Here is a 23,495-nt window from a genome sequence, read left to right as displayed (position 1 = left end):
ATGAGAGTCGTATGCAAGTGCAGCCGGGGAGGATTTTTAGTAAAAACTGCGGCTTCAATGCCGCTTTCTAAAAAGATTTTAAGAAATTTGGAGAATTAAAATTAATTCTATACCTTTGCACGCTATTAAATAAAGTATTTATAACTATGCTTCAGGCATAAATTACATAAGATAAAAATAAAAACGGAAATAGAAAATGGCTAAGAAATTTGCAGAGCATAATGGCTTGGATTTACCAAAGGTGAACACCGGTATTCTGGATATGTGGAACAATAATGACGTGTTTCATAAATCTGTCGATGAGCGTGACGGGTGTCCTCAGTTCGTATTCTTTGAAGGACCTCCTTCTGCAAATGGCCATCCTGGTATACATCATGTGCTTGCACGTTCCATAAAGGATACTTTCAACCGTTACAAGACGATGAAAGGATTTCAGGTTCACCGCAAGGCCGGATGGGATACCCATGGGCTGCCGGTGGAGCTTGGTGTTGAAAAGGAGCTTGGCATAACAAAGGCAGACATAGACAATAAGGATTCTGAAAAATATATATCCGTAGAAGATTATAACCGCAAGTGCCGTGAGAATGTGATGAAATTTACTGCCGAATGGCGTAAGCTCACAGAGGAAATGGGATATTTTGTTGATCTTGACCATCCGTATATTACATACGACAACAAATATATTGAAACCTTGTGGTGGCTTTTGAAGCAACTTTATGATAAAGGGTTGCTTTATAAGGGATATACAATACAGCCATACAGTCCGGCTGCCGGTACCGGTCTTAGCTCACATGAGTTGAACCAGCCCGGTTGTTACCGTGATGTCAAAGACACCACCGTTACGGCTCTTTTTGCCGTTGTGGATGCAAAGGAGGAATGGTGTAAATGGGGAAAGCCTTATTTTGCGGCATGGACTACAACTCCGTGGACATTGCCCTCAAACACAGCTCTTTGCGTCGGACCTGCGTACAATTATGTAGTTGTAGAAACTTACAATATATATAACGGTGAGAAAATAACCGTTGTGTTGGCGGAAGACCGTCTGAATGCATACCTTAAGCCCGAAGGCAAGGATGCTCCTATGGATGAGTATAAGCATGGCGATAAGATCATACCATACCGTATAGTGGAGACACTTACGGGTAAGGAACTTGTCGGTATGCGTTTCGCCCAGCTTATGCCTTGGGTAAAACCTTGCCAGAAGCTTGATGATTTGGCTGCTGACTACGTTAAGGAATATGCTGCGGCTCATCCGGAAAAAGTGTTTGATGCGGAGAACGGAAAAGACCGTTTTGTGGAAATGGCAGACAAGGCATTCCGCGTGATACCAGGTGACTATGTCACCACAGACGATGGTACGGGTATAGTGCATATTGCACCTACGTTCGGAGCCGATGACGCCAAGGTTGCAAGAGATGCTCATGTGCCGGGGCTTTTCCTTATCAGCAAAAAAGGCGAGACACGTCCGATGGTAGACCTTGAGGGCAAGTATTATGTCGTTGATGAACTTGACAGCAATTTTGTTGGTTGTTGTCTTGACCTTGAGGCATATAGCCGTCATGCCGGCGACTATGTGAAGAATGCCTATGCACCGCAGTTTAATGCCGGTGGCAAGTACGACAGTGAGGCGGCTGCCAAGGCGGAAGACCTGAATGTCGTGATATGTATGGAAATGAAGCAAGACGGAGTGGCATTCAAGATTGAAAAGCACGTGCATAACTATCCGCATTGTTGGCGTACCGACAAACCTGTGTTGTATTATCCTCTTGACAGCTGGTTTATACGTTCAACAGCAAAGAAGGAACGGATGGTTGAACTCAACAAGACAATAAACTGGCAGCCGGAGTCAACCGGTACCGGAAGATTTGGAAACTGGCTTGAAAATCTCAATGACTGGAATCTCTCACGTTCACGTTTTTGGGGAACACCGCTCCCTATCTGGCGTGATGAAGACGGCTTGGAAAAATGTATAGGCTCTGTTCAGGAGCTTTTTGATGAGATAGAGGAAAGTGTTGAAAAGGGCTTTATGGATGTAAATCCGTTAAAGGCAAACGGATTTGTGCCTGGTGACTATTCAAATGATAATTATGAAAAGATAGACCTCCACCGTCCTTATGTTGACAATATTGTCCTCGTCAGCGATACAGGCAAGCCTATGAAACGTGAGACAGACCTTATAGACGTATGGTTCGATTCCGGTTCAATGCCCTATGCTCAGATTCATTATCCGTTTGAGAATAAAGAACTTATTGACGACAGACTTGCATTCCCCGCAGATTTTATAAATGAGGGAGTGGATCAGACACGTGGTTGGTTCTTTACTCTTCATGCAATAGCTACAATGGTTTTTGACTCTGTTGCATTTAAGAATGTCATCTCTACAGGTCTTGTTCTTGATGCCAAGGGGAACAAGATGAGCAAGCATGTGGGAAATGTTGTCAATCCGTTCGATATGATAAACAAGTACGGGGCAGATGCCGTAAGGTTCTACATGATGACAAACTCGGAGCCTTGGGACAATCTTAAGTTTGATGAGAATGGTGTTGACGAGGTGCGCCGTAAGTTCTTCGGCACATTGTATAATACATATTCGTTCTTCAGCCTTTATGCAAATGTTGACGGTTTTGATTATTCGGAGCCGGATATCCCGTTAGAAGAGCGTCCTGAGATAGACCGTTGGATTCTTTCTGTACTTAACACATTGGTGAAGAATGTAGACAGGGAACTTCAGAATTATGACCCGACACGTGCCGGACGGTTTATTGAAAGTTTTGTTGACGATGATTTGAGCAACTGGTATGTGCGCCTTAACCGTAAACGTTTCTGGGGCAAGGATATGAGCAAAGATAAGTTGTCTGCCTATCAGACGCTTTATGTATGCCTTGAGACTGTAGCCAAACTCCTGGCTCCGTTCTCTCCGTTCTTTGCCGACCGGCTTTATCTGGATTTGGTAAATGTTTCCGGACGTGACAATGTATGCTCTGTGCATCTGGCAGAATTCCCGGTGGCTGATGAGGCGATGATAGACACAGAGCTGGAAGCACGCATGGGAATGGCATCAAAAATTACCTCGATGGTTCTTGCTTTGCGCCGTAAGGTCAATATAAAGGTGCGCCAGCCGCTTCAGGCTGTTATGATACCTGCTGTTGACGATGAACAGAAAGCCCGTATAGATGCAGTAAAGGAGCTTATAATGAGCGAGGTGAATGTGAAAGAGCTTAAGTTTGTGGACGGCTCAGGTGTTCTTGTCAAGAAAGTCAAGTGTAATTTCCGTACGATGGGAAAGAAATTCGGTAAGTTGATGAAGGGAATCGCATCGGCAATGGACGGTCTTTCACAGGAGGATATCGCAAGGTTCGAAAAAGACGGACGGCTGGAGCTTGATGTCGATGGTCTACAGGCTGTTGTCGATGTTGCGGATGTTGAGATAATAAGCGAGGACATTCCGGGATGGCTTGTCGGAAACGAAGGCAATCTTACGGTGGCGCTTGATGTGGAACTCACAGACGAGTTGCGTAATGAGGGCATGACACGTGAGCTCATCAACCGTATTCAGAAACTCCGCAAGGAAGGAGGATTGGAGATAACCGACCGTATAACAGTCACCCTTACACCTGCTGGGCAGGTCTGTGCGGCAGTTGACGGATATGCGGAGTATATAAAGACTCAGGTGTTGGCTGACGGTATCCTGCTTGCAGACAATGACGGACAACCGGCGGATATAGACGGAGTGAGTGTGAATATAAAGATAGAGAAGAATTGATATAATTGTATAACTAAATCTATTTTATTATGACAGATAAAACACGTTATTCTGATGAAGAACTCGAGGAGTTCAAGTCAATAATCAATGAGAAGCTGGCTCTCGCAAAACGCGACTATGACCAGATGATGAGAGTCTTGATGAATCAGGATGGAAACGATGTGGATGATACATCGCCCACGTATAAGATTCTTGAGGAAGGAAGTGCCACGCAGAGCAAGGAAGAGCTTATACAGCTGGCCAGCCGCCAACAGAAGTTTATTAACGGACTTGAGGCCGCACTTGTAAGGATTAAGAACAAGACTTACGGTATTGACCGGATAACAGGAAAGTTGATAGCAAAGGAGCGACTGCGTGCTGTTCCTCATGCAACGCTCAGTGTAGAGTCAAAACAAAACAGAAAGAAATGAAGAAGATTCAGAGCTGTAGAATCTCTGAGGGAAGAATGGCTATACTGATTGTTATAGCCATTCTTTTAATAGACCAGGTCATCAAGATTTGGGTTAAGACAAATATGACCCTCCATGAAAGCATATTTATAGCAGACTGGTTCAGGATATATTTTATTGAAAACAACGGTATGGCTTACGGTATGGAGATAGGAAGTAAACTTTTACTTTCTGTGTTTCGTGTAATTGCCGTTATATTAATAAGTTATTATATATACCGTGAGGTAAAGGCCGGCGCGTGTGCTGGATATATCGCCTGCTTGTCAATGATAGTTGCCGGTGCGGCGGGAAATATTCTTGATAGTATGTTCTACGGCCTGATATTCAGTGCTTCATCAGATTTTTATACAGCCTATCTTGTTCCTTTCGGAAGTGGCTATGCCCCTTTTCTTATGGGAAAGGTTGTGGATATGTTTTATTTTCCCATGATTGTCACTACATGGCCCGAATGGATGCCATACGTAGGCGGCAATGAGTTTATATTCTTCAGTCCTGTTTTTAATTTTGCCGATGCCTGTATCAGTGTCGGGGTTGTTTTACTTATCCTTTTTTACAGAAACGAGATATGCAGCATCCGTATCGGAAAGAAACAGAAATGATACTACATATAAAAGGAGAATATAATCATAAAATAGATAAAGACACATCCAAATAAAATCGATGATGAAGTCAATTACACTTATGACCCGTGTATTAGTGTTTGTTACGGTCATTGCGGTGATCATGTCATGCAAGCCGCAAATACCTTCGGAATACATCCAGCCGGATACACTTGAAGATATTCTTTATGACTATCACCTCGGAAATGCCATGGCTAACCGTCGTGGCGGTGACAGTGCCGCTTTCAACAGGATAATGTACTATCATTCCGTGTTGAAGAAATATAATGTGACTGAGGCTGATTTTGATTCTTCGATGGTTTATTACCATACGCATGCTGAAATTCTTAGTGACATATATAAGAGACTTGCAGAAAGGGTCGAGAGTGCCGCTGAACTTATGGGAGCCAATGTTGCCGATGCCGGAATCTTCAATAATCTATCTTTGAGCGGAGATACAGCCAATATCTGGCACGAGCGGGATAATGCAATTCTGATGCAGATGGCACCGTATAACAGGATTGATTTCAAAATAGATTCTGACACTCTTTTTGAGAAGGGTGACGAGCTTATATTGAGTTTTAACAACAGTTTTATTTACCAGGGTGGGGCCAAAGATGCGGTGACAATGATTGCCGTTACGTTTGAAAACGACAGTGTGGCAAGTTATGTAAATCATGTCATGGGCTCTGGTATGGCAAGGCTGAGAGTTCCCGGAAATAACGACAAAAAGATAAAGAGCGTCAGAGGATTTATTTATCTATGCTCTAATAATGGTGTGTCTAATGCATTAAGAATGATGCTTATAGACAATATAAGGCTCATACGCATGCATGTAAGACAGCCGGAACCGAAACAACCGGCAGGTGCATCGGACTCTTTACGTAAAGATACGGTGAGTGTCGCGCATAAGGATTCTTTGAATGCTAAAAAGCATTTTACGGAAACATATAATGTTTCAGACGGTAAGACTTCACGTGGAACAATAAACAGGACTTTCGTAAGGAAGTGAATGGAGTATGGGTAAAATACGGAGGTTTGCTGCTCACGAGATTGTTGACGGTGACTGTATTTACAGGCTTGGTGTCGTGGAAACGGATGACGGCATTGTTTCGGATATTTATCCGTTGGACGGTGAACAGCCGTTTACGGAGTGGGTAGGGGGGACGCTCACCATTATAGAAGAAAACGGAAAACGAAAACTTAAAAATAATACAATATGAATCTGAAAGTAAGGTTAGCATTGATGAACTTCCTGGAGTATGCCGTATGGGGAGCTTATCTGACATGTATGGGAATGTATTTGGGTCGAATCGGCATGGCTTCCGATATCGGCAGTTTCTATGCCATGCAGGGTATTGTTTCTATATTCATGCCTGCAATAATCGGTATCGTTGCAGACCGGTGGATACCTGCTCAGTTTATGTTGGGCATTTGTCATTTCATAGCCGGTGCGATGATGTTTTGTTCTGCCTGGTATGGATATACGGCCGGTGCCGATGCTGAGTTTTCAGTTCTTTTCCCGTTCTATTCTGTAAGTGTTGCATTTTATATGCCGACCTTGGCTCTTTCAAATTCAGTATCATATAATGCCTTGACAAAGGCCGGTATGGATACCGTGAAGGATTTTCCTCCAATACGGGTGTTCGGAACCGTTGGTTTTATATGTGCCATGTGGTTTGTAGACCTGACAGGCTTTTCCACAAGCTATATGATGTTTGTGACGTCAGGTGTATTGAGCATGCTGTTGTTTGTCTATACATTCACGCTGCCCAAATGTCCTGTGACAGAAAAGACAGGTAAGAAAAGTCTTGCCGAGGCATTCGGCCTTGATGCTTTCAGACTTTTCAGACAGAGGCAGATGGCAATGTTCTTCATATTCTCGGCGATGCTCGGAGTATGTCTGCAGATAACAAACGGATTTGCAACCCCGTATATTGAGAGCTTTGGAACAATGCCTGAATATATGGATACATTCGGTGTACAGCATTCGAATATTCTTTATTCGCTTTCTCAGATGAGCGAGACTTTCTGTATTCTTCTTATACCGTTCTTTATGAAACGTTTTGGCATAAAGCAAGTGATGCTGATAGCCATGCTGGCATGGGTGCTGCGTTTCGGGTTCCTCGGTATAGGAAATCCAGGAGGCGGAGTGTGGCTCTTTGTGCTTTCGATGATTGTATATGGAGTGGCTTTCGATTTCTTCAATGTGTCAGGCTCATTGTATGTTGATATTTCCACACATCCGGAGATACGTTCAAGCGCACAAGGCCTTTTTATGTTGATGACAAACGGTATTGGTGCTACTATAGGTTCGTTGGGAGCACAGGCCGTTGTGAATTCACACACAGTTGACGGAGTTATAGACTGGATGCCATGCTGGATGACTTTTGCCGGTTATTCGCTTGTGGTGGCTGTCGCATTTGCCATTATGTTCAGGCCTAAAAACGAGAAAGCCGCATGACGGGAAAGGACAGCCGGGTGTTGCTCTCTTATGACAGTGTTTCACTGTTGGTGGGGAATGAAAAACTGGGAGTGATAACCCTAACGGATAAAACCAAAGACAGGGCACTGAGCATTATATGCGGAATAGGAATCGCGAATGAACTTAAACTTCGTGATGAACTTCCGGACGGTGCGTTCGGCAAGCGTCTGCCTGAGGTATTGGTGAAAACACTGGGGTATCTTGACGACCTTACATCCTATTATATATATATAAGCGGAATACGTAACGGTGAGTATATATCATCGCTGATGAATGAAGAACAGGACTTATGTCTGCCCCTGCGTGTCAGCGAAGCGGTCCTTCTTGCGAGAATAATGCATATAGACATGTTTATAGATGCAGGACTGATGATGCGGCAAAGTTCGGCATACGAACAGGGAGCACAAAAGATGACGATACCTCTCAATGCGTTAAAGACGGAAGAGCTTGTTGACGAACTTGAAAAAGCCATATCCAAAGAAGATTACAGGCAGGCGTCATATATAAAGGAGGAGCTTGACAGACGCAAGCATGATGCAGGTAATGAATAGTGGTTCATAGGTATTTGAATAAGGAAAAAGGTTTTATATGAAAGAAACTCGATTTTTTTATGTTCCGGATGCGGACATATTGTCAGAACTGCCGGAAGATGAAGCCAGACACGCCTTGCGTGTTCTGCGCCTTGCAGCAGGTGACGAGATAATGCTTATGGACGGTAAGGGAAGTTTCTATAAGGCGGAAGTTACCGTCGCTTCATCACATAAGTGCATGTATAAAATCAATGATGTATGCAGCCAGAAGCCGCAATGGTGCGGACATTTCCACATCGCAATGGCTCCGACAAAGATGATGGACCGTGTGGAATGGATGGTAGAGAAAGCGACGGAGATAGGAGTCGATGAATTTTCATTTCTAAACTGTTCGTTCTCTGAGCGTAAGGTAATAAAGACAGAGCGGATAGAAAAGATAGTGGTGTCGGCTGTGAAGCAAAGCCGTAAGGCATGGAAACCTGTTGTGAATCCCATTGTTTCATTTGACAGATTTATTGCGGTGCCGCCTAAAGGACGGAAATATATCGCCCACTGCTATGACGAGATAGAAAAGACGGAATTGTTTGATGAACTGAAAAGAAAGGTTTGTTGTGGTGGTGACGCCACGGATGTCAATATGCATGACGTGACAGTGCTTATAGGACCGGAAGGTGATTTTTCAATTGATGAGGTCAGGGCGGCTGTCGCTGCCGGATTTATTTCCGTAAGCCTTGGAAAGAGCCGTTTGCGTACGGAGACCGCCGCGCTTGCAGCTGTTATGATGATGCAGCTTGCTTCAAGAGAGTGATACCGGTGAAATAAATGAAAAGATACAGAACTATTATGAGTATAAATCCAATATCATTCTTCCGGCATACGTATATATTGTTTTTATCCGTATCGGTAATGCTTGTCGCATCATGCTCTGATGCCGATTATATGAGTGTTATTCCGCGCGACTGTATGGCAGTAATGCGTATCAATGTTTCTGATGCTGTTTCTAAATCCGGAAGCGGTATCACGAACAGACCTGGTATGCTGAAGAGTTTTTTTTGTATTGATGATATAAAAGAATCGGGAATAGACTTCACCGAACCGATTTACGCCTTTGAAACATCAGACGGAAATATAGGTGTTGTTGCAAAGGTCGGGAGTAAGGGGAAGCTTGAGGACTGGCTGACGGTATTGCATGATAATGGAAAGGCTTCGGAAATCAAGGAACGGAAAGGCTTTGGTTTTTCAATTGTCAATGGAAGCTATATGGCCGGATTTTCCGGTTCGGCCTTGCTTGTGATGGGACCTGTCGCAAGCAGTTCGGTGGCTGAGGTTCAGCGACGTATGATAAGGTATCTTGACAGTGATGACGGGGCAGAGGTGAAGAGTGCCCGTATTATGCAATATCTTGATACTATGGATGGGAATATTGCTCTTGTCGCTCAGGCGAATGCTCTTCCTGAAAGATTTGTTGCGCCATTTATGATAGGTGCTCCGAAAAATGCAAGGCCCGCAGATATAATTATTGCCGCATCGTTTGAGCAGGAAGGCCGATGTCTGAATATTACAGGTGAGACATTTTCATTCAATCCGGATACAGACAGTGTGTTGAAGGAGTCGATGAAGGCGTATAAGCCGATAACAGGCAAGCATATAGACTGCATACCGTATGATGCATCCGTATCGGTGATATGCGGTGTCGACGGAAACGACTATATAGACCTGCTGCGCAGAAATGATACGTTCAGAGTATTGCTTGCAGGACTGAATACCGCAATTGATATTGACAAGATGTTGAAGAGTGTCAACGGTGATATGCTTATGACGTTCGGCAACATTGGAAACGGGAAACCGCATTTTTCCCTTATTGCTGAAGTCTCGGATGCCGGCTGGTTGGAAGATGTAGGCTATTGGAAGGCTTCGACACCTTCCGGAACATCCATTACGGACTGGAAATTTAATGACAGCTATCATTTCAATGGTGGCGATTGGAATGCTTATTTCGGATTGACATCAGATAATATGATGTATATATGCAGTTCCGAGTCATTGGCGTCTGCCGTTCAGGCACGTCAGGCCATGCCGTTTCCCGATGATATTGCAGCAAAGATTAAGGGAAAGCATCTTTGTGCCGTGATAAACATAGGTGGCATTCTTGACGGTAATCCGCAGATGAAAGCCTTGACGGGAAGTATTCTCGGAAATGTGGAGCGGATTGTTTATTTTACAAAATAATGTTGGCATGATACACCTGTATGTTTTTATTATACAGGTTGTGGCGTTTATTTTAATAAGATGGAGAAGATTGTTTTTGAGAGTGTCTTGCCTGAAGTGTTTTCCGGCAGTGACAATATCCATTCGGAAATATGGCGGCAAAGAGTCTGTTTTCAACGCGGACATTTGTATCTGGTGGAGGCGGAAAGCGGCAAGGGTAAAAGCACCTTTTGCAGTTATGTGACAGGCTACCGTCATGACTATTCGGGAAGAATTCTTTTTGACGATGTTGATGTGCGTTCATATAAGACTGGTGATTGGACGAACTGCCGTATAAGTCATATAAGTCATCTCTTTCAGGAGTTGCGGCTGTTTCCGGAACTTACCGCTTATGAGAATGTAGATATAAAGAACCGGCTTACAGGCTTCAAGACGCGTAAGGAAATAGAAAGATGGTTCGAGTTGCTTGGCATTGCAGACAAGATAAACGTGAAGGTGGGAATGATGTCTTTCGGCCAACAGCAGCGTGTGGCAATGATCAGAGCCTTGGCACAGCCGTTTGACTTCCTCCTTGCCGATGAGCCCATCAGTCATCTTGATGAGGAAAACTCCATACAGATGGGCGATATAATGATGGCGGAGGCAACACGTCAGGGAGCCGGAGTCATCGTTACAAGTATCGGAAGGCATATCGGTTTAAATTATGAAAAGGTGATAAGATTATGAGTCTTGTATGGAAATTACTGAGGCGGCATATCAGTGTCGCACAGCTGGCGGGTTTTTTCTTTGCCAATCTTTTGGGAATGCTCATTGTCCTCACGGGGTATCAGTTCTATCGTGATGTGTTGCCCGTATTTACCAAGGGTGATTCGTTTATGAGTGCCGAATATATGATATTGAGCAAGAAAATAAATGCAGGCAGTTCGCTTTCCGGCCGTTCTGGTACGTTTTCCGGTGAGGATATCGAAGATCTTGAGGCTCAGAAATTTGTACGTGCTGTCGGAATGTTTACCATGGCAGGGTATAATGTCACAGCACGTATGGGCATAAACGGTGTGCCAGTATTGAGCAGCGAGATGTTTTTCGAGAGTGTTCCCGACAAGTTCGTTGATACTCCTGTTGACCGATGGGAATGGAAAGAGGGAATGGATGAAGTGCCGGTAATTTTGCCGCGGTCATATATGGCTATGTATAATTTCGGCTTTGCCAGAATCCATTCGTTGCCCAAGTTGAGTGAAGGTATTGTCGGTATGATTGATTTTCAAATCATTGTTAGCGGCAACGGAAAACGTGATGCCTATAAAGGGAAAGTAATAGGATTTTCAAACAGGCTGAATTCCATCCTTGTGCCTCAGCAGTTTATGGACTGGAGTAATTCTGTATATTCATCATCCGGTGATGTAGAGCCGTCACGGGTTATTGTGGAAGTAGGTAATCCGGCAGACGGGGCTATATCAGGCTATATGGAAAATAAGGGATATGATGTTGAGAACGGTAATCTTGATACGGGTAAAACGATGTATTTCCTCAGAATGACAGTTTCCATGGTGATGTGCATAGGTCTGGTCATCAGTTGCCTGAGTTTCTATATGCTCATGCTGAGTATCTATCTTCTTGTTCAAAAGAATGAGACAAAGCTTGAGAATCTTCTCCTCATAGGCTATAGTCCTGTGCAAGTGGCATTGCCTTATCAGTTGCTTACTCTTTTATTGAACATGACAGTCTTTGTTATTGTCTGTGTGCTACTTTTAGCAGTGCGTGGATATTATATGGATATAATCGGTATGTTATATCCTGATATTGATGAAGGTTCGGTTCTGCCTTCGTTCATTCTTGGTTTCTGTCTTCTGTGCCTTGTGACTCTTTTCAATTTTGTGGCCATACGGGAAAAGATAATGAATGTGTGGTCCAGGAACGGGGCTGTTGATTAAAAAGGAAATGGCGGCACGTGAGAATTATTAATATAAGCGCATGGAAATATAAAATGAAAGCTTTATGATAATGAGAATATTATTCGGAGTGTTGGTTGTTTGGCAGTCCTTTGCTGTTTCTGCGCAGAAGCAGACGATGAGGGATGCGTTTGTGAATATGCCGGATTCTCTTATGCCTGGCCTGTCTCACAACAACAGGCTCGATATGATTGACTTTATGGATTCCGGCATGAAGTCGGAAGTGACAAATCTGTTTGATGGCAAGAGTTCCATGACCGTGCTTGATGAAAGATATCTCAAGCTTAAGCTTAACGCGTCTGTATCTGTGGAGATGTTGCTGTTGGCAGACAGTGCAGTTGCTGTCAGGGATTCTTCTGATGCTTATATATGTATGGTGACGACATACGGTACTGTTCCGGTAGAAAGCAAGGTCGTTTTTTATGATTATAAATGGCGGAAACGCACTCAGGAGTGCGGGATTATTGAAGATTATATGCCGGAATTGATAAGCAGACCGGATACAATGGCTGCAGACAGTTTTGAAAGCCTGAAGCCATTGCTTGCATATATGACTGTCGTTGCGGAACTTTCACCAGAGGATAATTCGATGACGTTAAGGGCTGAATTTCCTTTATTGTCTTCATCGGAAAGGGAAAAGGCAATCTCGATTGTGCGAAAGAGGCAGGTGAACCTTTCTGACCGGATTCAGAAAAACAGGTGAAAGGTGAAGAGAGTGGCCGAAACTTTTTGGCATTGTGTAGGGACATCGCTTTGCGATGTGTCAGATGATATGAAAACTGTTGTTATAAGATCGGTCAAGCATACTTTATGTCTGACAGATGTCAAGGACAGGTCCATGCATAGAATGGCATTTATCGCGATCTTTCACAAATGTCTGATGCTGTTGCGGTAATCTTTCAGTTCCTTCTCAGGAAAAGACGCTATGGCCTTGTCTAATTCTGCGAGTATTGCGGCTTTGTCTACGGGAAGGGCTCCGGTGACAGGCACCGTGTTTGAGATGTGATGACCGAGAATATTTGTCTTTATGGTGAGTTGCCTGATAAAGGTTTTCGTTTCTATTAGGCGTTCAATCTCCGGTTCCTCCTCATAGCCTCCGTCCGTCACTTCCTGATATAGCCTTGATTCGGGGAACACAGTCAGCGATACGATATTGATGATGCATGGATGCAGACGGTTGAGCACATCTGCGGTGGCTGTTGCGTTTGCCTCACCGTTGCCCTTTCCGGCGAGACCGTTGAGATAGAAAACGTTATAGCGGATGCCTGCTTCATCGAGCTTCGAAAGTTGAGTTAGGATATCCGAGGCAAGGTAACCCTTGTCCATGCGCAGTAGTGTCGGATTGTGGGCCGTTTCTATTCCTATGCTGATGCCGTCAAGCCTGAGATGGCGGAGATTTTTCAGTTCTTCCACAGATTTGGGCACAATGTCGGTCACTCGGGCAAACATGCCGAATGACACCATGTGCGGAAGATATTTTCGTAGCATCAGTGCCACGTCAAGCAGTCTGTTGTAGCTCAGCGCGAACGGATTGGCACCGGTCAGATAGACGCGGCGGGCCCGTGGCTGCCATTCCCTGATGACTTTCAGGTCAGTTTCAATCTCAGACAGTGGAGACATACGGAAACGGGTGCCTTGGTAGAGTGTGCAGAACTTGCATTTGTGCCATGTGCAGCCGGAGGTCACTTGAAGCAGTTGTGAGTTTGCCTCGTAAGGCGGCCGCCATACCTGGCCGGTGAAATGTAGCTGTGGATAAATCATTTTTTTCATTGTTTTTGTTTAACTTTGTGCCTGCAAAATTACAAGATAACCATCGGATGTGCAATAACTTACCAATAGGTATGACCCTTACCGAAAAGTTAGTTTTGTTTGTTATAAACAAGTTATGACAGCAGAGAAATGGCAAAAAAATTAGATTACGAATATTGTAGGGCCGCTCCAATGCTTGAATGGATTGGCAACAAGTGGGCAATGGTGGTACTGTTGAAGGTTGCTGAAACCGAGCCGGTGCGTTTCAACGAGCTTTACAGGACTATCCCCTCCATATCAGAAAAGGTACTTTCAACGGTATTGCGGCAACTGCATACTGACGGTCTTCTCGACCGCAGACTATATCCCGATGTGCCTCCGCGGGTGGAATACTCTGTTTCGGAGTTCGGCCATACACTGCTGCCTCACGTTCAGAAGTTCATTGAATGGGGACGTGATAATTTCGACACCATAATGAGGAACAGGAATAGAGATAAATGCAGGACTGTTGATGATTGACAGAGATTGAAAGACTTTGAAATCTATTTACATTCCCGAGTATATGTAAAATTCTCTTTCGATGAATGGCCTATTCATGCTCAGTGAATGGCATGTTCATCGTAAGAGAATAGCCTATTCATCACGCGTGAATAGGCCATTTGTTTTTGGTATACTTTTTGTTGTTGGTAACGGTCTGTATTTCAATTAATTATGGGATTTATGAAAATGAATTAAAACCTTGTGTAAAAGAACATAGAATTTTTATTACAGATTATGGGTGTGCGGGAAGTTTTCGGTATTGTATGAATAGCTCACAGCCAATTCTATTCATGATGGTTTTGTCAATTGATATGCTAATCTCTCATCACCGTTCCAGCAACGGATAATTCCGCAATATTTGAATCCTTCTTTCCGTATGGCATTTTGCATCACCGTATTATTGCGGTGTGTGTCGATGCGTATGGCATTATGGTGGCGCAGGGCAAACTTCATGGCATAATGCAAGATGCCTTTTAATTTGCCGTTGCCTGCTATACGGTGTATGGTTGCGTATGGACAGTCGTCAGGCCATCTTCCTTCATAGATAACACTGTATGTGGGGTCATTGCCTTCACGGAGGACAAATGTTGCCACAATCTGATTTTCAGAGAGGCATACATAGCTGTCACCTTGCCTGATGTCGTTCCTGAGCAAGTCGTCGCCCGGATAATCCTCAGACCACTGATCCGGATTGCCCGTTTCTTTCATAAACTTGCGTGCGATGGAGAAAATCTCCTTAAGGCGCGGAATGTCTTCGGTTGATGATTTTCGGATAATGATATTGTTTATCAGGGCAATGCTTTCACCTTCATTTCTGATGCTCCAGAATGGAATGTCATTCTCATTGCAGAAAGGTTCCATCCTCCATGCACTCTCAAAGCCACCGGCAGCAAAATGCATTGGAACAAAAATCCCGACTTTAAACCGTTCTATAAACTGACGCGCTCCAAGGGTATATCCGTTGCCGATGCGGTTGTCGACAGGAAACATTACGAGGTCGAACGAATCTGTTGTTTTTCTGATATCTTTCAACTCTCCAAGGAACCGTTTCTCTTCTGCTATTGGATTAACATATTTACCAAACTCCTCACTGTATACATTTTTGTCCGGAGTGTTGCCGGACAGAAATCTTGCATACCAGTTGCAGAGGTCTCCGGCATGGAAAATGCGCTTGTCCTCTATCTCTATAATCCAGCTTATGCCGCTGTCGTTGCTGCCTGTGGCGATGACGGTGATGTTGCTGTCTTTCCATGTATCGCCTTTGGATATCCATATATCAGCTTCAGTCTTTTGGGCTCTGCGATGTTTCAATATGTCCTTGGATAGGATATACTTGCAGTCTGCGAAAAGACGGTTGCCCTTCCACTTGAATATTTCCCCGGTGAAATGATCTTCATGGAAGTGGCTTGCAAACACATATATATGCTTGTTTACGGGATGATTGATGAAACGGTGCATGACATTGGACGGATCCATCCAATAGTCGAAGATGAGGACACACCTGTCTGCCTCCACAATGAATCCACTATGGAAAATGTAGGTAAGCTCTATCATTGAAACTGTATCTTTTATTCCACGAACCTGATTATGGCTTCTTTTCTTGGCTTTGCCTCCGGTGTCTCGTCTGGATAGCCGAGTGCAATGCAGTAGAGGAGTTCATAACCGTCGGAGAATGCAAGACGGTCAAGATATGGCTTGGCTGACGGAGAGTCGTTTATCCAACGGGCGGAACTGCCAAGGCAACATGAGCCTATACCTTTCGCCCATGCAGAGAGTATGATGTTCTCGCCCAGCAAGCCGCAATCAATCTGTGCCATATCGTAGTTCTTGTCGAATGCAATGCATAGTACGCAGGGGGCATTGACGAATATATTCTTGAATCCTTTGCGTTCGGCCACTTCAGGATAGTCCTTAATCACGGCAGCCGTAATCGAGTCTATGAGGGCGGGGGAGTCAATCACTCTAATCTCATACGACTGCAGGTTCTTGCCGTTAGGCGCATTGATGCCGCATTTCAGAATATCATTCAGTGTCTCACGGGGGATGACGGAGTCTTTATAGGCACGTATGCTTCTTCGGCTCATCATAATGTCTGTTACGATACTTGAAGTGTCGATGTCCGAGGCCGGCTCATGGCTCTTATTCCCGTTGCAGGCTGTCATCATCAGTGCAGCTGCCATCATTGATAATATTTTCTTCATTTGATTTATGATTGTATTTTTACTTGAACTCTCACATGCAAAAATAGGTAAAATATATTAAAAGCCGGTGGAAAACGGGTCTTAATAATCTGTAAAATGTCGTTTCGCGGCAGGAATTGGAGAACAGATATTGTCGATGATTCCGCTGAGCGACACCGGCGATCCCCTGAATATATTTTCTTTGAGAGCGGGATTCTGATTGTTTGTTTAGAAAGTACACAATATCAGGTGAAGATAATGCAGGATAAAAATAAATGGAAGACCACGAAAAAAGATTGTATTTAAGACGTCATAAGAGTTTAGTTATAAACTTTTTCATTAATTTTGCACTTGCTTGAGGAATCCACTATTATAGTGAGATTTATAAACAATTAAAAAGTTAGCGGATAGTTTTATGCCAACGTACAATTCTATAAAAGAACTGACAAGAGGACTTCAGCAGGGCGCAAAGTTGCTTAATGACATGTTCATTAAGAGAAAGACGGTGTCGATACGGTATAATGATGCCGTTGAGACACTGGATGGAGACGAAAACAAACTGAAATATCTTATAAGTTACGGTGTTATTATGCAGACCGGTGATACACTTGAACTTGGTGAGACTTACAGAAAGTTTTTCGAAGAGGTATTGGCAGTGAATGAAGATATAAACATTGCTTCCGTCCAGACTTACATTTCAAAATTGAAGCTGAGCATGGATTCCTTCTTGGCGGCAGACACTCAGGCGAGAAGATCACAGTATCTGAGAGAAATACGACATATATTTAAAAGTATAGAAAATACTACCAAAAGAAACGTTGTTGACCTAAAACGAAACGTTGAGCAAACCTACAAACAGGAACCGAATTTCAAAATAAAGGAGCTGAGACTACGTGATTTTGATGAAAAAACCAGACTCATAGCAGAATTGGTGCGTCAGACAGAAAAAGTAATGGACGAACAAACGATATTCTTCGCTAATGCGGCCGCGGATATTGGTCTGAAACAGACTATCAGTGAAGTTAAAGAAGGATTACATGATTCCGCCCATGCGCTGATAGCTGTTTCCGCACAGATTATCGACTACTTGAACAGGATTGAATACCAGAGCCGGCTTGTTAGGAAAATCCGGCAGCTGAAATACATGAAAGACCAGCTGATGATAGAAGAAAGTACGGATATCAAGAGCCGGCTTGGCCATGTTAATGACCTATGGATGGAAAAACAGCCTAAATATATCACCAGAGTATCGCTTGATTACCTTAGGAATGACGACTCCGCCCTTGATGTATTGGGGAACATAAGAAGACGGCTGTCAAAGAAGAATACGGTAAAAGCAAGGATTGCCGATCCTATTGATGATAAATATATTTCAGAAAAACACGAGACGAGCCGGATGTTTAATCATGCTGAAATAATGAACGGTTTTTTTGCGCAGAGTTCTGATCTCTTTAGCTATGTGTGGAACTATGAGTTTTCCATACAGGCAGACGAGGAAATGCGGCTTGTTCTGTTCCTCCAGCTTGCCTCACAATATGATGCGCAACTGAAGTATTTGCATGAAACGAAAGAAATCAATGATATTGAATACCCTATAATCTATTCAAAATGAAATATACAAGTGAAGTATTCCAAAGATTGTCAAAAGGACAGTTTGTTTCAGGTAATAGCATTGATCCTGAAATAAGGGCTATTTACAATGACATAGAAGAATGTCAGCAAGAGTATGAAGATTATTTCCGCCAGATAGATTTTAACTTATCGGCAGGAGACGGATTTTATTATTTCAGCAGGAAAGAAGCAAAAGTAAATGTTGAGAATAAACTGCAGTCGCTTTTTCCCTGGATTGACTATTTGGACTTTCTGAAAACATACGATACTGCATTTGACGCGGGAGTCCAATTTTCATTGGCACAGATGGAAATAAGGATTTCATCTGATATCGAACTGCGAGAAAAGCTTTCAAGGTTGTTTCAGGATAAGCAGTCAAATAGGGATAAGTTGGAAGAACTGGTTAATAAAATGGTTAATATGGGATTTGCCGAACAAACAAACGAGTCGGAGGGAAGATACCAGATTACTTCGGCATTCCATTATATAGAGCAGATCATATCATGTATAAACATTGATGAGGAGGTGAAAAATGAGATACCTGAATAAGATCATATTCATAAACAGCGCGCATATCCCATACGCGGAAATCAAGCTTGACGGAAACGTCCATTTTATAGGCACCCAAGGTGTGGGTAAGTCAACTCTGCTTCGTGCCATTTTGTTTTTTTACAATGTAGATAAAAGTAGGTTGGGAATACGTACCCAGGACAAACAGAAAAGCTACGATGAATTTTATTTCCCATATCCCAATTCTTATATCATTTATGAGATTTGCAGAGAAAACGGAAAATTCTTTATAATGACTTTTGTATCCAACGGAAGAGTTGCTTTTCGTATTGTCGATTGTCCGTACGACAAACGTTTTTTTGTTGATGAGAACAATAATGTGAGGTATGAGTGGGGAAAGATAAGTGAATATATCGGGACAAAGGTATTCAGAAGTAACATCATCAGAGGATACGGGGAATTCAAGGATATAATATACGGCAATACGCAAAACGTAGCCAAGGAACTGCATCGGTTTAATCTGATGGAAAGCTCAAGATATCAGAATGTCCCGCGTACCATTCAGAATATATTCCTGAATCAAAGTCTGGAATCCCGTGTCATTAAGGATACGGTTATAGATTCGATGGATTTTGCCGGAGACAGCATTGATTTGAATTTCTATAGGGAACATGTCAAGGATTTCCGTCAGCAATATGAAGATATCTGGAAATGGTTTAAGAAGGAGAGGAACGGTAAAGTCAAGGTAAAGGCCGATGCGGAAAACGTGATAGCAAAGTATTCCCTGTACGAGGTTGCACGTAACAATATCAGGGAACTTTGTGCCAAGTTGAACTATGCTTTGGAACGTGATAAGGAAAGATTGCCTCAGGTAAAGGAAGATATTGAAGTCAAATCCCGGGAACTTACCCGACATGAAAGGCTCTTAAGTGAGGAAAAAGGAAAATACGACAAAGAAAGGGATGAGCTTAAAGGGCGGGAAGCCGTTGTAAATGAATTTCTTAAGCAGATAAAGGCGAAAATGCAGCATTATATTGAAATAGACATTCATTCAATTATAGATAAAATATCGAAAGAGAAAGAACTGTCTATCCGTAGAGACTCGCTGATTCGTCAGGAGAATATCCTTACTGACAAAAACCAGAGTATCAAAATGTGCTATGAGGCACTGATATCGGATATTGACAACAGCCTTAAGGAATTCAGTTTGCAGGCTATGCAGCATGTTAACGACATTGAAAGCCAAAAAACTCAGAATATCGTTGATTTACAGCGCGAGTTAAATGTCAGACTGACAGAATCGGATCGTGCTTATCAGCAAAAGACTGATGGTATTCAGGCGGACATAGATTCCATACAACAAGATAAAACAGAGTTAAAGCTTAAGGAACAACGTACCCGTCAATCCAATCCGTTCGAGAAGGAAATTAAGGAACTGACGGAACAGATTGAAGAACAGGAGAAAAGGAGGCTCTCGTTAACTGAACAATTGGCAAGGAAACAACAGGAAATAGTCCGGATAACAAACAAGACCGAATCAGAGCGTAAGGAACTTGAGAATTGTTGTGAAAAAGAAATTCAGAAAATAAGATATGATGAAGATAGGATAAAGCAAGAGATTGACAAACTTGAGAAACTTCTTGACAGACAGAAAGGTTCGTTCTTGGAATGGTTGGACGGTAATATGGCCGGATGGAGAGACACATTGGGAAAGGTTGTGGATGATGACGTACTTTACAGCACATCCCTCGACCCGCGGAAAACCACGGACTCTGAAACTTTGTATGGAGTGCGAATAGATTTACAGAATATCTCAAAAACGGTAAAAACTCCGGAGGAAATCCGTTTTCAGACAGATACTCTTAAGCAAGAACTTAGATTACTTGGCAGTAAGATTGCAGAAAGCCAGAAGAAGCTGGATAACGACATTAAAGAATTGGAGCGTATCCCGGCTGTAAAACTGAAGGCTCTACGAATCGAAAACATTAATATTGAAGCAGAACTCCGACAGATACCGGACAGAATCGAACGTCAAAAAAAGAAAATCACTGATTACCTGTCGAAACAGAAAGAATGGATAACGAAAGAGGTAGGCGCTATCATAGAAGAACTTGGAAAAACAGAGGAGCGATTAGTCAGGTTAAAGACGTTAAAGCAGGAAACGGCTTCTGTGAAACAAAAAGAAACGGAAGAATTGCGTAAGTCATTTGAGCGTAAGAAAAAGAATTTCGAGGCAGTGGCAAAGGACATGAAGGATGAAATCTTAAGTTCCATACAATGCCAGGAAGCGGACGCTACAAACCGCAAACATGAGCTTGAAGCACAGATGGATGCAGAGCTGAAAGGCTTGGGCGTAGATGTTGACAAACTGTCAGAAATAAGGAAGGGGTTGCAGTGTATAAATGATGATTTGTATTTTATAGAAAACCACAAATCCGATTTTTATGCTTGGCAAAATGACAAGAAAGAGTATTTTGATGTAGAGTCATCAAAGAAAGATGAAAAGAGAATGTTGCTCAATAGACTGCTGGAGTTGCAGCAAAAATTCGAACTCAGAAGAGAAAAGAAAGAGAAAGAGATTCGATTTCTTGTAGATGAACTTCGTTCTTATCGTGCTGAAGCTGAAAAACTGGAAGAGGCAATTGAAAAGGTCCGGGTATTTTTAGGTACCGAAAGCTGTCCCGCTGATATTGGCGAGGCAGGAACTAAAGAGACACAGGCTCTGCTTGCCGATATTCTTGATGGTCTTCGTGACAATATAGCCGCCCGGCAGCAAAGGATGGAGGAGTTCAAAAAGACGGTGATTGTATTTAAAAGCAATTTTTCACCTCAGAACACGTTTCATTTCCGGACTGAATTCAATACGGAGTCGGATTATACCGAATTTGCATCAGAGCTGAATGAATTCATATCCAATGGGAAAATTGAGGAATATCGCACACGTACCAGCAGCCAGTATGCAAGTATCATCAAGCGTATTGCCAGAGAGGTCGGTGATTTGAATCTGCACAACGCTGAAATAAAATCGACAATCAATGAAATTAACCGTGATTTCAGGGAAAATAATTTTGCCGGTGTAATCAAGGATATTGAACTTCGTGCCGTGGAAAGCAGCGACAGGCTGATGCAGCAACTTCTCAATATCAAGAAATTCGATGAGGAACACGGATTTGATATTGGCAGCCTCAACCTCTTTTCTACGGAAGAGTCGTTGAACAGAACAAATGAGGAGGCTGTAAAGTTGCTTATGAGTCTCATTGATATGATGGATCTTGAGAAAAAACGTGATAGAATAACCCTTTCGGACACATTCAAGTTAGAATTCAAAGTCAGGGAAAATGACAACGATACCAATTGGGTTGAAAAGCTCTCTAATGTAGGTTCCGACGGTACAGACATTTTGGTAAAATCAATGGTTAATATCATGCTTATCAATGTCTTCAAACGGAAAATATCCAAACGTTTCGGTGATTTTAAACTGCATTGCATGATGGACGAAATAGGAAAACTGCATCCTGACAATGTGGAGGGTATATTGAAATTTGCCAATGTACGTAATATATTCCTGATAAACAGCTCACCGACAACATACAATGCCCAAGTGTATAAGTATACTTATTCCTTGAGTAAGGACGAGAAGAGTAATACGGTGGTAAAGACTTTGCTTACTATTAGATGAAAATGACTTGCGCGCTTATCGAGAAGTTGATCAGGCTTGCGAACGGGGATTCTATTCCGGCCGGAGCCTTGAAGGGTGAATTGTTTGAGTGTATGATTTCTGACGGAATACTCGTTGTTATTACGAGAGGCTGCAGAAAAAGTTATCGTGCCAGTGATGAACAGTCATTGAGAAATTATGTGGCAACTCATTATGACATCAGGGATCTGGAGGCATATTTCGCCCTTTTGAAAAAAGATAATGTCAGCAGGGCTGAGCAAGTGAGGATTACTGGAAATTCAAAGGTAAAGCAACAGCGTTCTTTCCGCGGATTTCTTGTTAATTGCTATGAACCCATATCCGTCATTCTTGCCGGACGACAAATGGAATTGTTACCGGAAGACGGTACATTCACTTTCATATATGATTTTGATAGATTCTCTATATCCGAAGATATTGTCATTATAGGTGTGGAAAATCCAGAGAATTTCAGGTATATCCGAAAACAAAAAAGGCTGTTTGATTCCTATCTTCCTAAGAATACAAAATTGCTCTTTGTTTCAAGATATCCTCAGGAACAGAGCCGTGACCTTATGGAATGGTTGCTCTCGGTTTCCAACCGTTATATCCATTTCGGTGATTTGGATCTGGCCGGTGTTCATATTTACCTGAGTGAATATTATTGCCATCTTGGGGAACGGGCATCGTTCCTGATACCCCAAGACTATGAGACAAGAATCTTATCAGGTAATCGGGAAAGATATGAGAATCAATATTCTAAATTCGGGAAAATGGAAATTGCGGATATAAGGATAGTTCCTCTTGTAGACTGTATTCACAGACTTCACAGAGGTTATGATCAGGAAGGATTTATTATGGAAGAAGATGCAGAAAACTCTGAATGTGTTGCCGATAATCTACTCTGAAATTCAAATAAAGATATCCTACAGTTTTTTTATTTACATACTTTTTTCGGCTGAGGCTGGTATTTGATTGTGTTGCGGTCTGTTTCCGGTCAAAGAGGATTCTTGTTGTAGAGTACTTGATCATAACGTTTGTTTTGGTATCACACGTAGGTATCAAAACGGTATCACATATTGGCATAAAACCATATAAAACGGGTTGGAATATACTAATATTAGTGAGAATATTATGGCTCACCCGCCAAACCATGGGGATTAAGCATATAGCCTTGTAAGTCTGAAAAGAAAGAACTTAATGTCTGTCACCCCTCTTAAAGCAGCCCTGAAAGCCTTGATTTTTG

The 23,495-nt window shown here is 42.7% G+C and carries 20 protein-coding genes; 17 read left to right on the top strand and 3 right to left on the bottom strand.

The annotated features are described in order from the left end of the window. Positions 1-196: 196 nt before the first annotated feature. The 12 genes from ileS to HPS56_RS07525 all read left to right on the top strand — a co-directional run bounded on the left by ileS (position 197) and on the right by HPS56_RS07525 (position 12,686). Positions 197-3,763, top strand: coding sequence for an isoleucine--tRNA ligase (gene ileS, locus HPS56_RS07580; protein ID WP_172275562.1), 3,567 nt, complete (start codon positions 197-199; stop codon positions 3,761-3,763). A 29-nt stretch (positions 3,764-3,792) separates the two neighbouring features. Next, positions 3,793-4,173, top strand: coding sequence for a TraR/DksA family transcriptional regulator (locus HPS56_RS07575; protein ID WP_172275561.1), 381 nt, complete (start codon positions 3,793-3,795; stop codon positions 4,171-4,173). Further along, positions 4,170-4,811: a lipoprotein signal peptidase gene (locus tag HPS56_RS07570; RefSeq protein WP_172275560.1), complete on the top strand. Its 642-nt coding sequence runs from the start codon at positions 4,170-4,172 to the stop codon at positions 4,809-4,811. Before HPS56_RS07575 ends, HPS56_RS07570 begins: the two co-directional genes overlap by 4 nt. Before the next feature lie 61 nt (positions 4,812-4,872). Further along, positions 4,873-5,823: a DUF4296 domain-containing protein gene (locus HPS56_RS07565; protein WP_172275559.1), complete on the top strand. Its 951-nt coding sequence runs from the start codon at positions 4,873-4,875 to the stop codon at positions 5,821-5,823. Between the two features lie 7 nt (positions 5,824-5,830). Continuing rightward, positions 5,831-6,034 carry a hypothetical protein gene (locus tag HPS56_RS07560; protein WP_216655775.1) on the top strand — a complete coding sequence of 68 codons (204 nt, stop codon included), beginning with the start codon at positions 5,831-5,833 and terminating at the stop codon, positions 6,032-6,034. Then, positions 6,031-7,275, top strand: a complete 1,245-nt coding sequence (locus tag HPS56_RS07555; protein WP_172275558.1) for a nucleoside permease — start codon at positions 6,031-6,033, stop codon at positions 7,273-7,275. Before HPS56_RS07560 ends, HPS56_RS07555 begins: the two co-directional genes overlap by 4 nt. Next, positions 7,272-7,847, top strand: a complete 576-nt coding sequence (locus HPS56_RS07550; RefSeq protein WP_172275557.1) for a DUF151 domain-containing protein — start codon at positions 7,272-7,274, stop codon at positions 7,845-7,847. Before HPS56_RS07555 ends, HPS56_RS07550 begins: the two co-directional genes overlap by 4 nt. A gap of 37 nt (positions 7,848-7,884) precedes the next feature. Continuing rightward, on the top strand, positions 7,885-8,634 hold the full coding sequence (locus tag HPS56_RS07545; RefSeq protein WP_172275556.1) for a 16S rRNA (uracil(1498)-N(3))-methyltransferase: 750 nt from the start codon (positions 7,885-7,887) through the stop codon (positions 8,632-8,634). 35 nt (positions 8,635-8,669) lie between these two features. Further along, a complete protein-coding gene (locus tag HPS56_RS07540) occupies positions 8,670-10,055 on the top strand; it encodes a DUF4836 family protein (RefSeq protein ID WP_172275555.1) in 1,386 nt (461 codons plus the stop codon). Positions 10,056-10,115: 60 nt separating this feature from the next. Then, the gene (locus HPS56_RS07535; protein ID WP_172275554.1) at positions 10,116-10,760 is read left to right on the top strand and encodes an ATP-binding cassette domain-containing protein; all 645 of its coding nucleotides are present in this window, start codon (positions 10,116-10,118) and stop codon (positions 10,758-10,760) included. Continuing rightward, positions 10,757-11,965: a transporter gene (locus tag HPS56_RS07530; RefSeq protein WP_172275553.1), complete on the top strand. Its 1,209-nt coding sequence runs from the start codon at positions 10,757-10,759 to the stop codon at positions 11,963-11,965. The genes HPS56_RS07535 and HPS56_RS07530 overlap by 4 nt, the downstream gene beginning before the upstream one ends. Positions 11,966-12,035: 70 nt before the next feature. Next, positions 12,036-12,686: a DUF3256 family protein gene (locus tag HPS56_RS07525; RefSeq protein ID WP_172275552.1), complete on the top strand. Its 651-nt coding sequence runs from the start codon at positions 12,036-12,038 to the stop codon at positions 12,684-12,686. Between the two features lie 164 nt (positions 12,687-12,850). Here HPS56_RS07525 and HPS56_RS07520 read toward each other — a convergent pair whose 3' ends face one another. Next, a complete protein-coding gene (locus HPS56_RS07520; RefSeq protein WP_501981706.1) occupies positions 12,851-13,753 on the bottom strand; it encodes a radical SAM protein in 903 nt (300 codons plus the stop codon). Positions 13,754-13,882: 129 nt separating this feature from the next. On the opposite strand from HPS56_RS07520, the gene HPS56_RS07515 reads away from it, so the two are divergent. Then, positions 13,883-14,251 carry a winged helix-turn-helix transcriptional regulator gene (locus tag HPS56_RS07515; protein ID WP_172275551.1) on the top strand — a complete coding sequence of 123 codons (369 nt, stop codon included), beginning with the start codon at positions 13,883-13,885 and terminating at the stop codon, positions 14,249-14,251. A gap of 309 nt (positions 14,252-14,560) precedes the next feature. On the opposite strand, the gene HPS56_RS13550 is transcribed toward HPS56_RS07515, so the two are convergent. Together HPS56_RS13550 and HPS56_RS07505 are read right to left on the bottom strand one after the other, a co-directional pair. Continuing rightward, positions 14,561-15,826 carry an MBL fold metallo-hydrolase gene (locus HPS56_RS13550; RefSeq protein ID WP_349665781.1) on the bottom strand — a complete coding sequence of 422 codons (1,266 nt, stop codon included), beginning with the start codon at positions 15,824-15,826 and terminating at the stop codon, positions 14,561-14,563. A 14-nt stretch (positions 15,827-15,840) separates the two neighbouring features. Further along, on the bottom strand, positions 15,841-16,473 hold the full coding sequence (locus tag HPS56_RS07505) for a nitroreductase family protein (protein ID WP_172275550.1): 633 nt from the start codon (positions 16,471-16,473) through the stop codon (positions 15,841-15,843). Between the two features lie 394 nt (positions 16,474-16,867). On the opposite strand from HPS56_RS07505, the gene HPS56_RS07500 reads away from it, so the two are divergent. From HPS56_RS07500 to HPS56_RS07485, 4 genes are read left to right on the top strand one after another with little or no spacing between them, the layout of a single operon-like run. Further along, a complete protein-coding gene (locus tag HPS56_RS07500; RefSeq protein WP_172275549.1) occupies positions 16,868-18,064 on the top strand; it encodes a hypothetical protein in 1,197 nt (398 codons plus the stop codon). Next, complete coding sequence (locus HPS56_RS07495) at positions 18,061-18,612, top strand: condensin complex protein MksE (RefSeq protein WP_172275548.1); 552 nt, start codon at positions 18,061-18,063, stop codon at positions 18,610-18,612. The genes HPS56_RS07500 and HPS56_RS07495 overlap by 4 nt, the downstream gene beginning before the upstream one ends. Then, positions 18,596-22,252: an ATP-binding protein gene (locus tag HPS56_RS07490; protein ID WP_172275547.1), complete on the top strand. Its 3,657-nt coding sequence runs from the start codon at positions 18,596-18,598 to the stop codon at positions 22,250-22,252. Before HPS56_RS07495 ends, HPS56_RS07490 begins: the two co-directional genes overlap by 17 nt. After that, the gene (locus HPS56_RS07485; RefSeq protein ID WP_172275546.1) at positions 22,249-23,157 is read left to right on the top strand and encodes a hypothetical protein; all 909 of its coding nucleotides are present in this window, start codon (positions 22,249-22,251) and stop codon (positions 23,155-23,157) included. Before HPS56_RS07490 ends, HPS56_RS07485 begins: the two co-directional genes overlap by 4 nt. The last annotated feature ends 338 nt before the right edge of the window (positions 23,158-23,495 follow it).

This window comes from Xylanibacter muris (assembly GCF_013166605.1).
In the GTDB taxonomy this organism is placed as follows: domain Bacteria; phylum Bacteroidota; class Bacteroidia; order Bacteroidales; family Bacteroidaceae; genus Prevotella; species Prevotella muris.
This window is presented reverse-complemented; position numbering and strand designations above follow the sequence as displayed.

What these genes read in the sequence shown, in the direction of transcription:
- HPS56_RS07520 (WP_501981706.1), bottom strand. Translation starts at nt 13,753, where the DNA reads ATGAAAAAAATGATTTATCCACAGCTACATTTCACCGGCCAGGTATGG.
- HPS56_RS07485 (WP_172275546.1), top strand. Translation starts at nt 22,249, where the DNA reads ATGAAAATGACTTGCGCGCTTATCGAGAAGTTGATCAGGCTTGCGAAC.
- HPS56_RS07525 (WP_172275552.1), top strand. Translation starts at nt 12,036, where the DNA reads ATGAGAATATTATTCGGAGTGTTGGTTGTTTGGCAGTCCTTTGCTGTT.
- HPS56_RS07570 (WP_172275560.1), top strand. Translation starts at nt 4,170, where the DNA reads ATGAAGAAGATTCAGAGCTGTAGAATCTCTGAGGGAAGAATGGCTATA.
- HPS56_RS07575 (WP_172275561.1), top strand. Translation starts at nt 3,793, where the DNA reads ATGACAGATAAAACACGTTATTCTGATGAAGAACTCGAGGAGTTCAAG.
- HPS56_RS07495 (WP_172275548.1), top strand. Translation starts at nt 18,061, where the DNA reads ATGAAATATACAAGTGAAGTATTCCAAAGATTGTCAAAAGGACAGTTT.
- HPS56_RS07500 (WP_172275549.1), top strand. Translation starts at nt 16,868, where the DNA reads ATGCCAACGTACAATTCTATAAAAGAACTGACAAGAGGACTTCAGCAG.
- HPS56_RS07555 (WP_172275558.1), top strand. Translation starts at nt 6,031, where the DNA reads ATGAATCTGAAAGTAAGGTTAGCATTGATGAACTTCCTGGAGTATGCC.
- HPS56_RS07490 (WP_172275547.1), top strand. Translation starts at nt 18,596, where the DNA reads ATGAGATACCTGAATAAGATCATATTCATAAACAGCGCGCATATCCCA.
- HPS56_RS07540 (WP_172275555.1), top strand. Translation starts at nt 8,670, where the DNA reads ATGAGTATAAATCCAATATCATTCTTCCGGCATACGTATATATTGTTT.
- HPS56_RS07530 (WP_172275553.1), top strand. Translation starts at nt 10,757, where the DNA reads ATGAGTCTTGTATGGAAATTACTGAGGCGGCATATCAGTGTCGCACAG.
- HPS56_RS13550 (WP_349665781.1), bottom strand. Translation starts at nt 15,826, where the DNA reads ATGATAGAGCTTACCTACATTTTCCATAGTGGATTCATTGTGGAGGCA.
- HPS56_RS07515 (WP_172275551.1), top strand. Translation starts at nt 13,883, where the DNA reads ATGGCAAAAAAATTAGATTACGAATATTGTAGGGCCGCTCCAATGCTT.
- HPS56_RS07560 (WP_216655775.1), top strand. Translation starts at nt 5,831, where the DNA reads ATGGGTAAAATACGGAGGTTTGCTGCTCACGAGATTGTTGACGGTGAC.
- ileS (WP_172275562.1), top strand. Translation starts at nt 197, where the DNA reads ATGGCTAAGAAATTTGCAGAGCATAATGGCTTGGATTTACCAAAGGTG.
- HPS56_RS07505 (WP_172275550.1), bottom strand. Translation starts at nt 16,473, where the DNA reads ATGAAGAAAATATTATCAATGATGGCAGCTGCACTGATGATGACAGCC.
- HPS56_RS07550 (WP_172275557.1), top strand. Translation starts at nt 7,272, where the DNA reads ATGACGGGAAAGGACAGCCGGGTGTTGCTCTCTTATGACAGTGTTTCA.
- HPS56_RS07565 (WP_172275559.1), top strand. Translation starts at nt 4,873, where the DNA reads ATGATGAAGTCAATTACACTTATGACCCGTGTATTAGTGTTTGTTACG.
- HPS56_RS07535 (WP_172275554.1), top strand. Translation starts at nt 10,116, where the DNA reads ATGGAGAAGATTGTTTTTGAGAGTGTCTTGCCTGAAGTGTTTTCCGGC.
- HPS56_RS07545 (WP_172275556.1), top strand. Translation starts at nt 7,885, where the DNA reads ATGAAAGAAACTCGATTTTTTTATGTTCCGGATGCGGACATATTGTCA.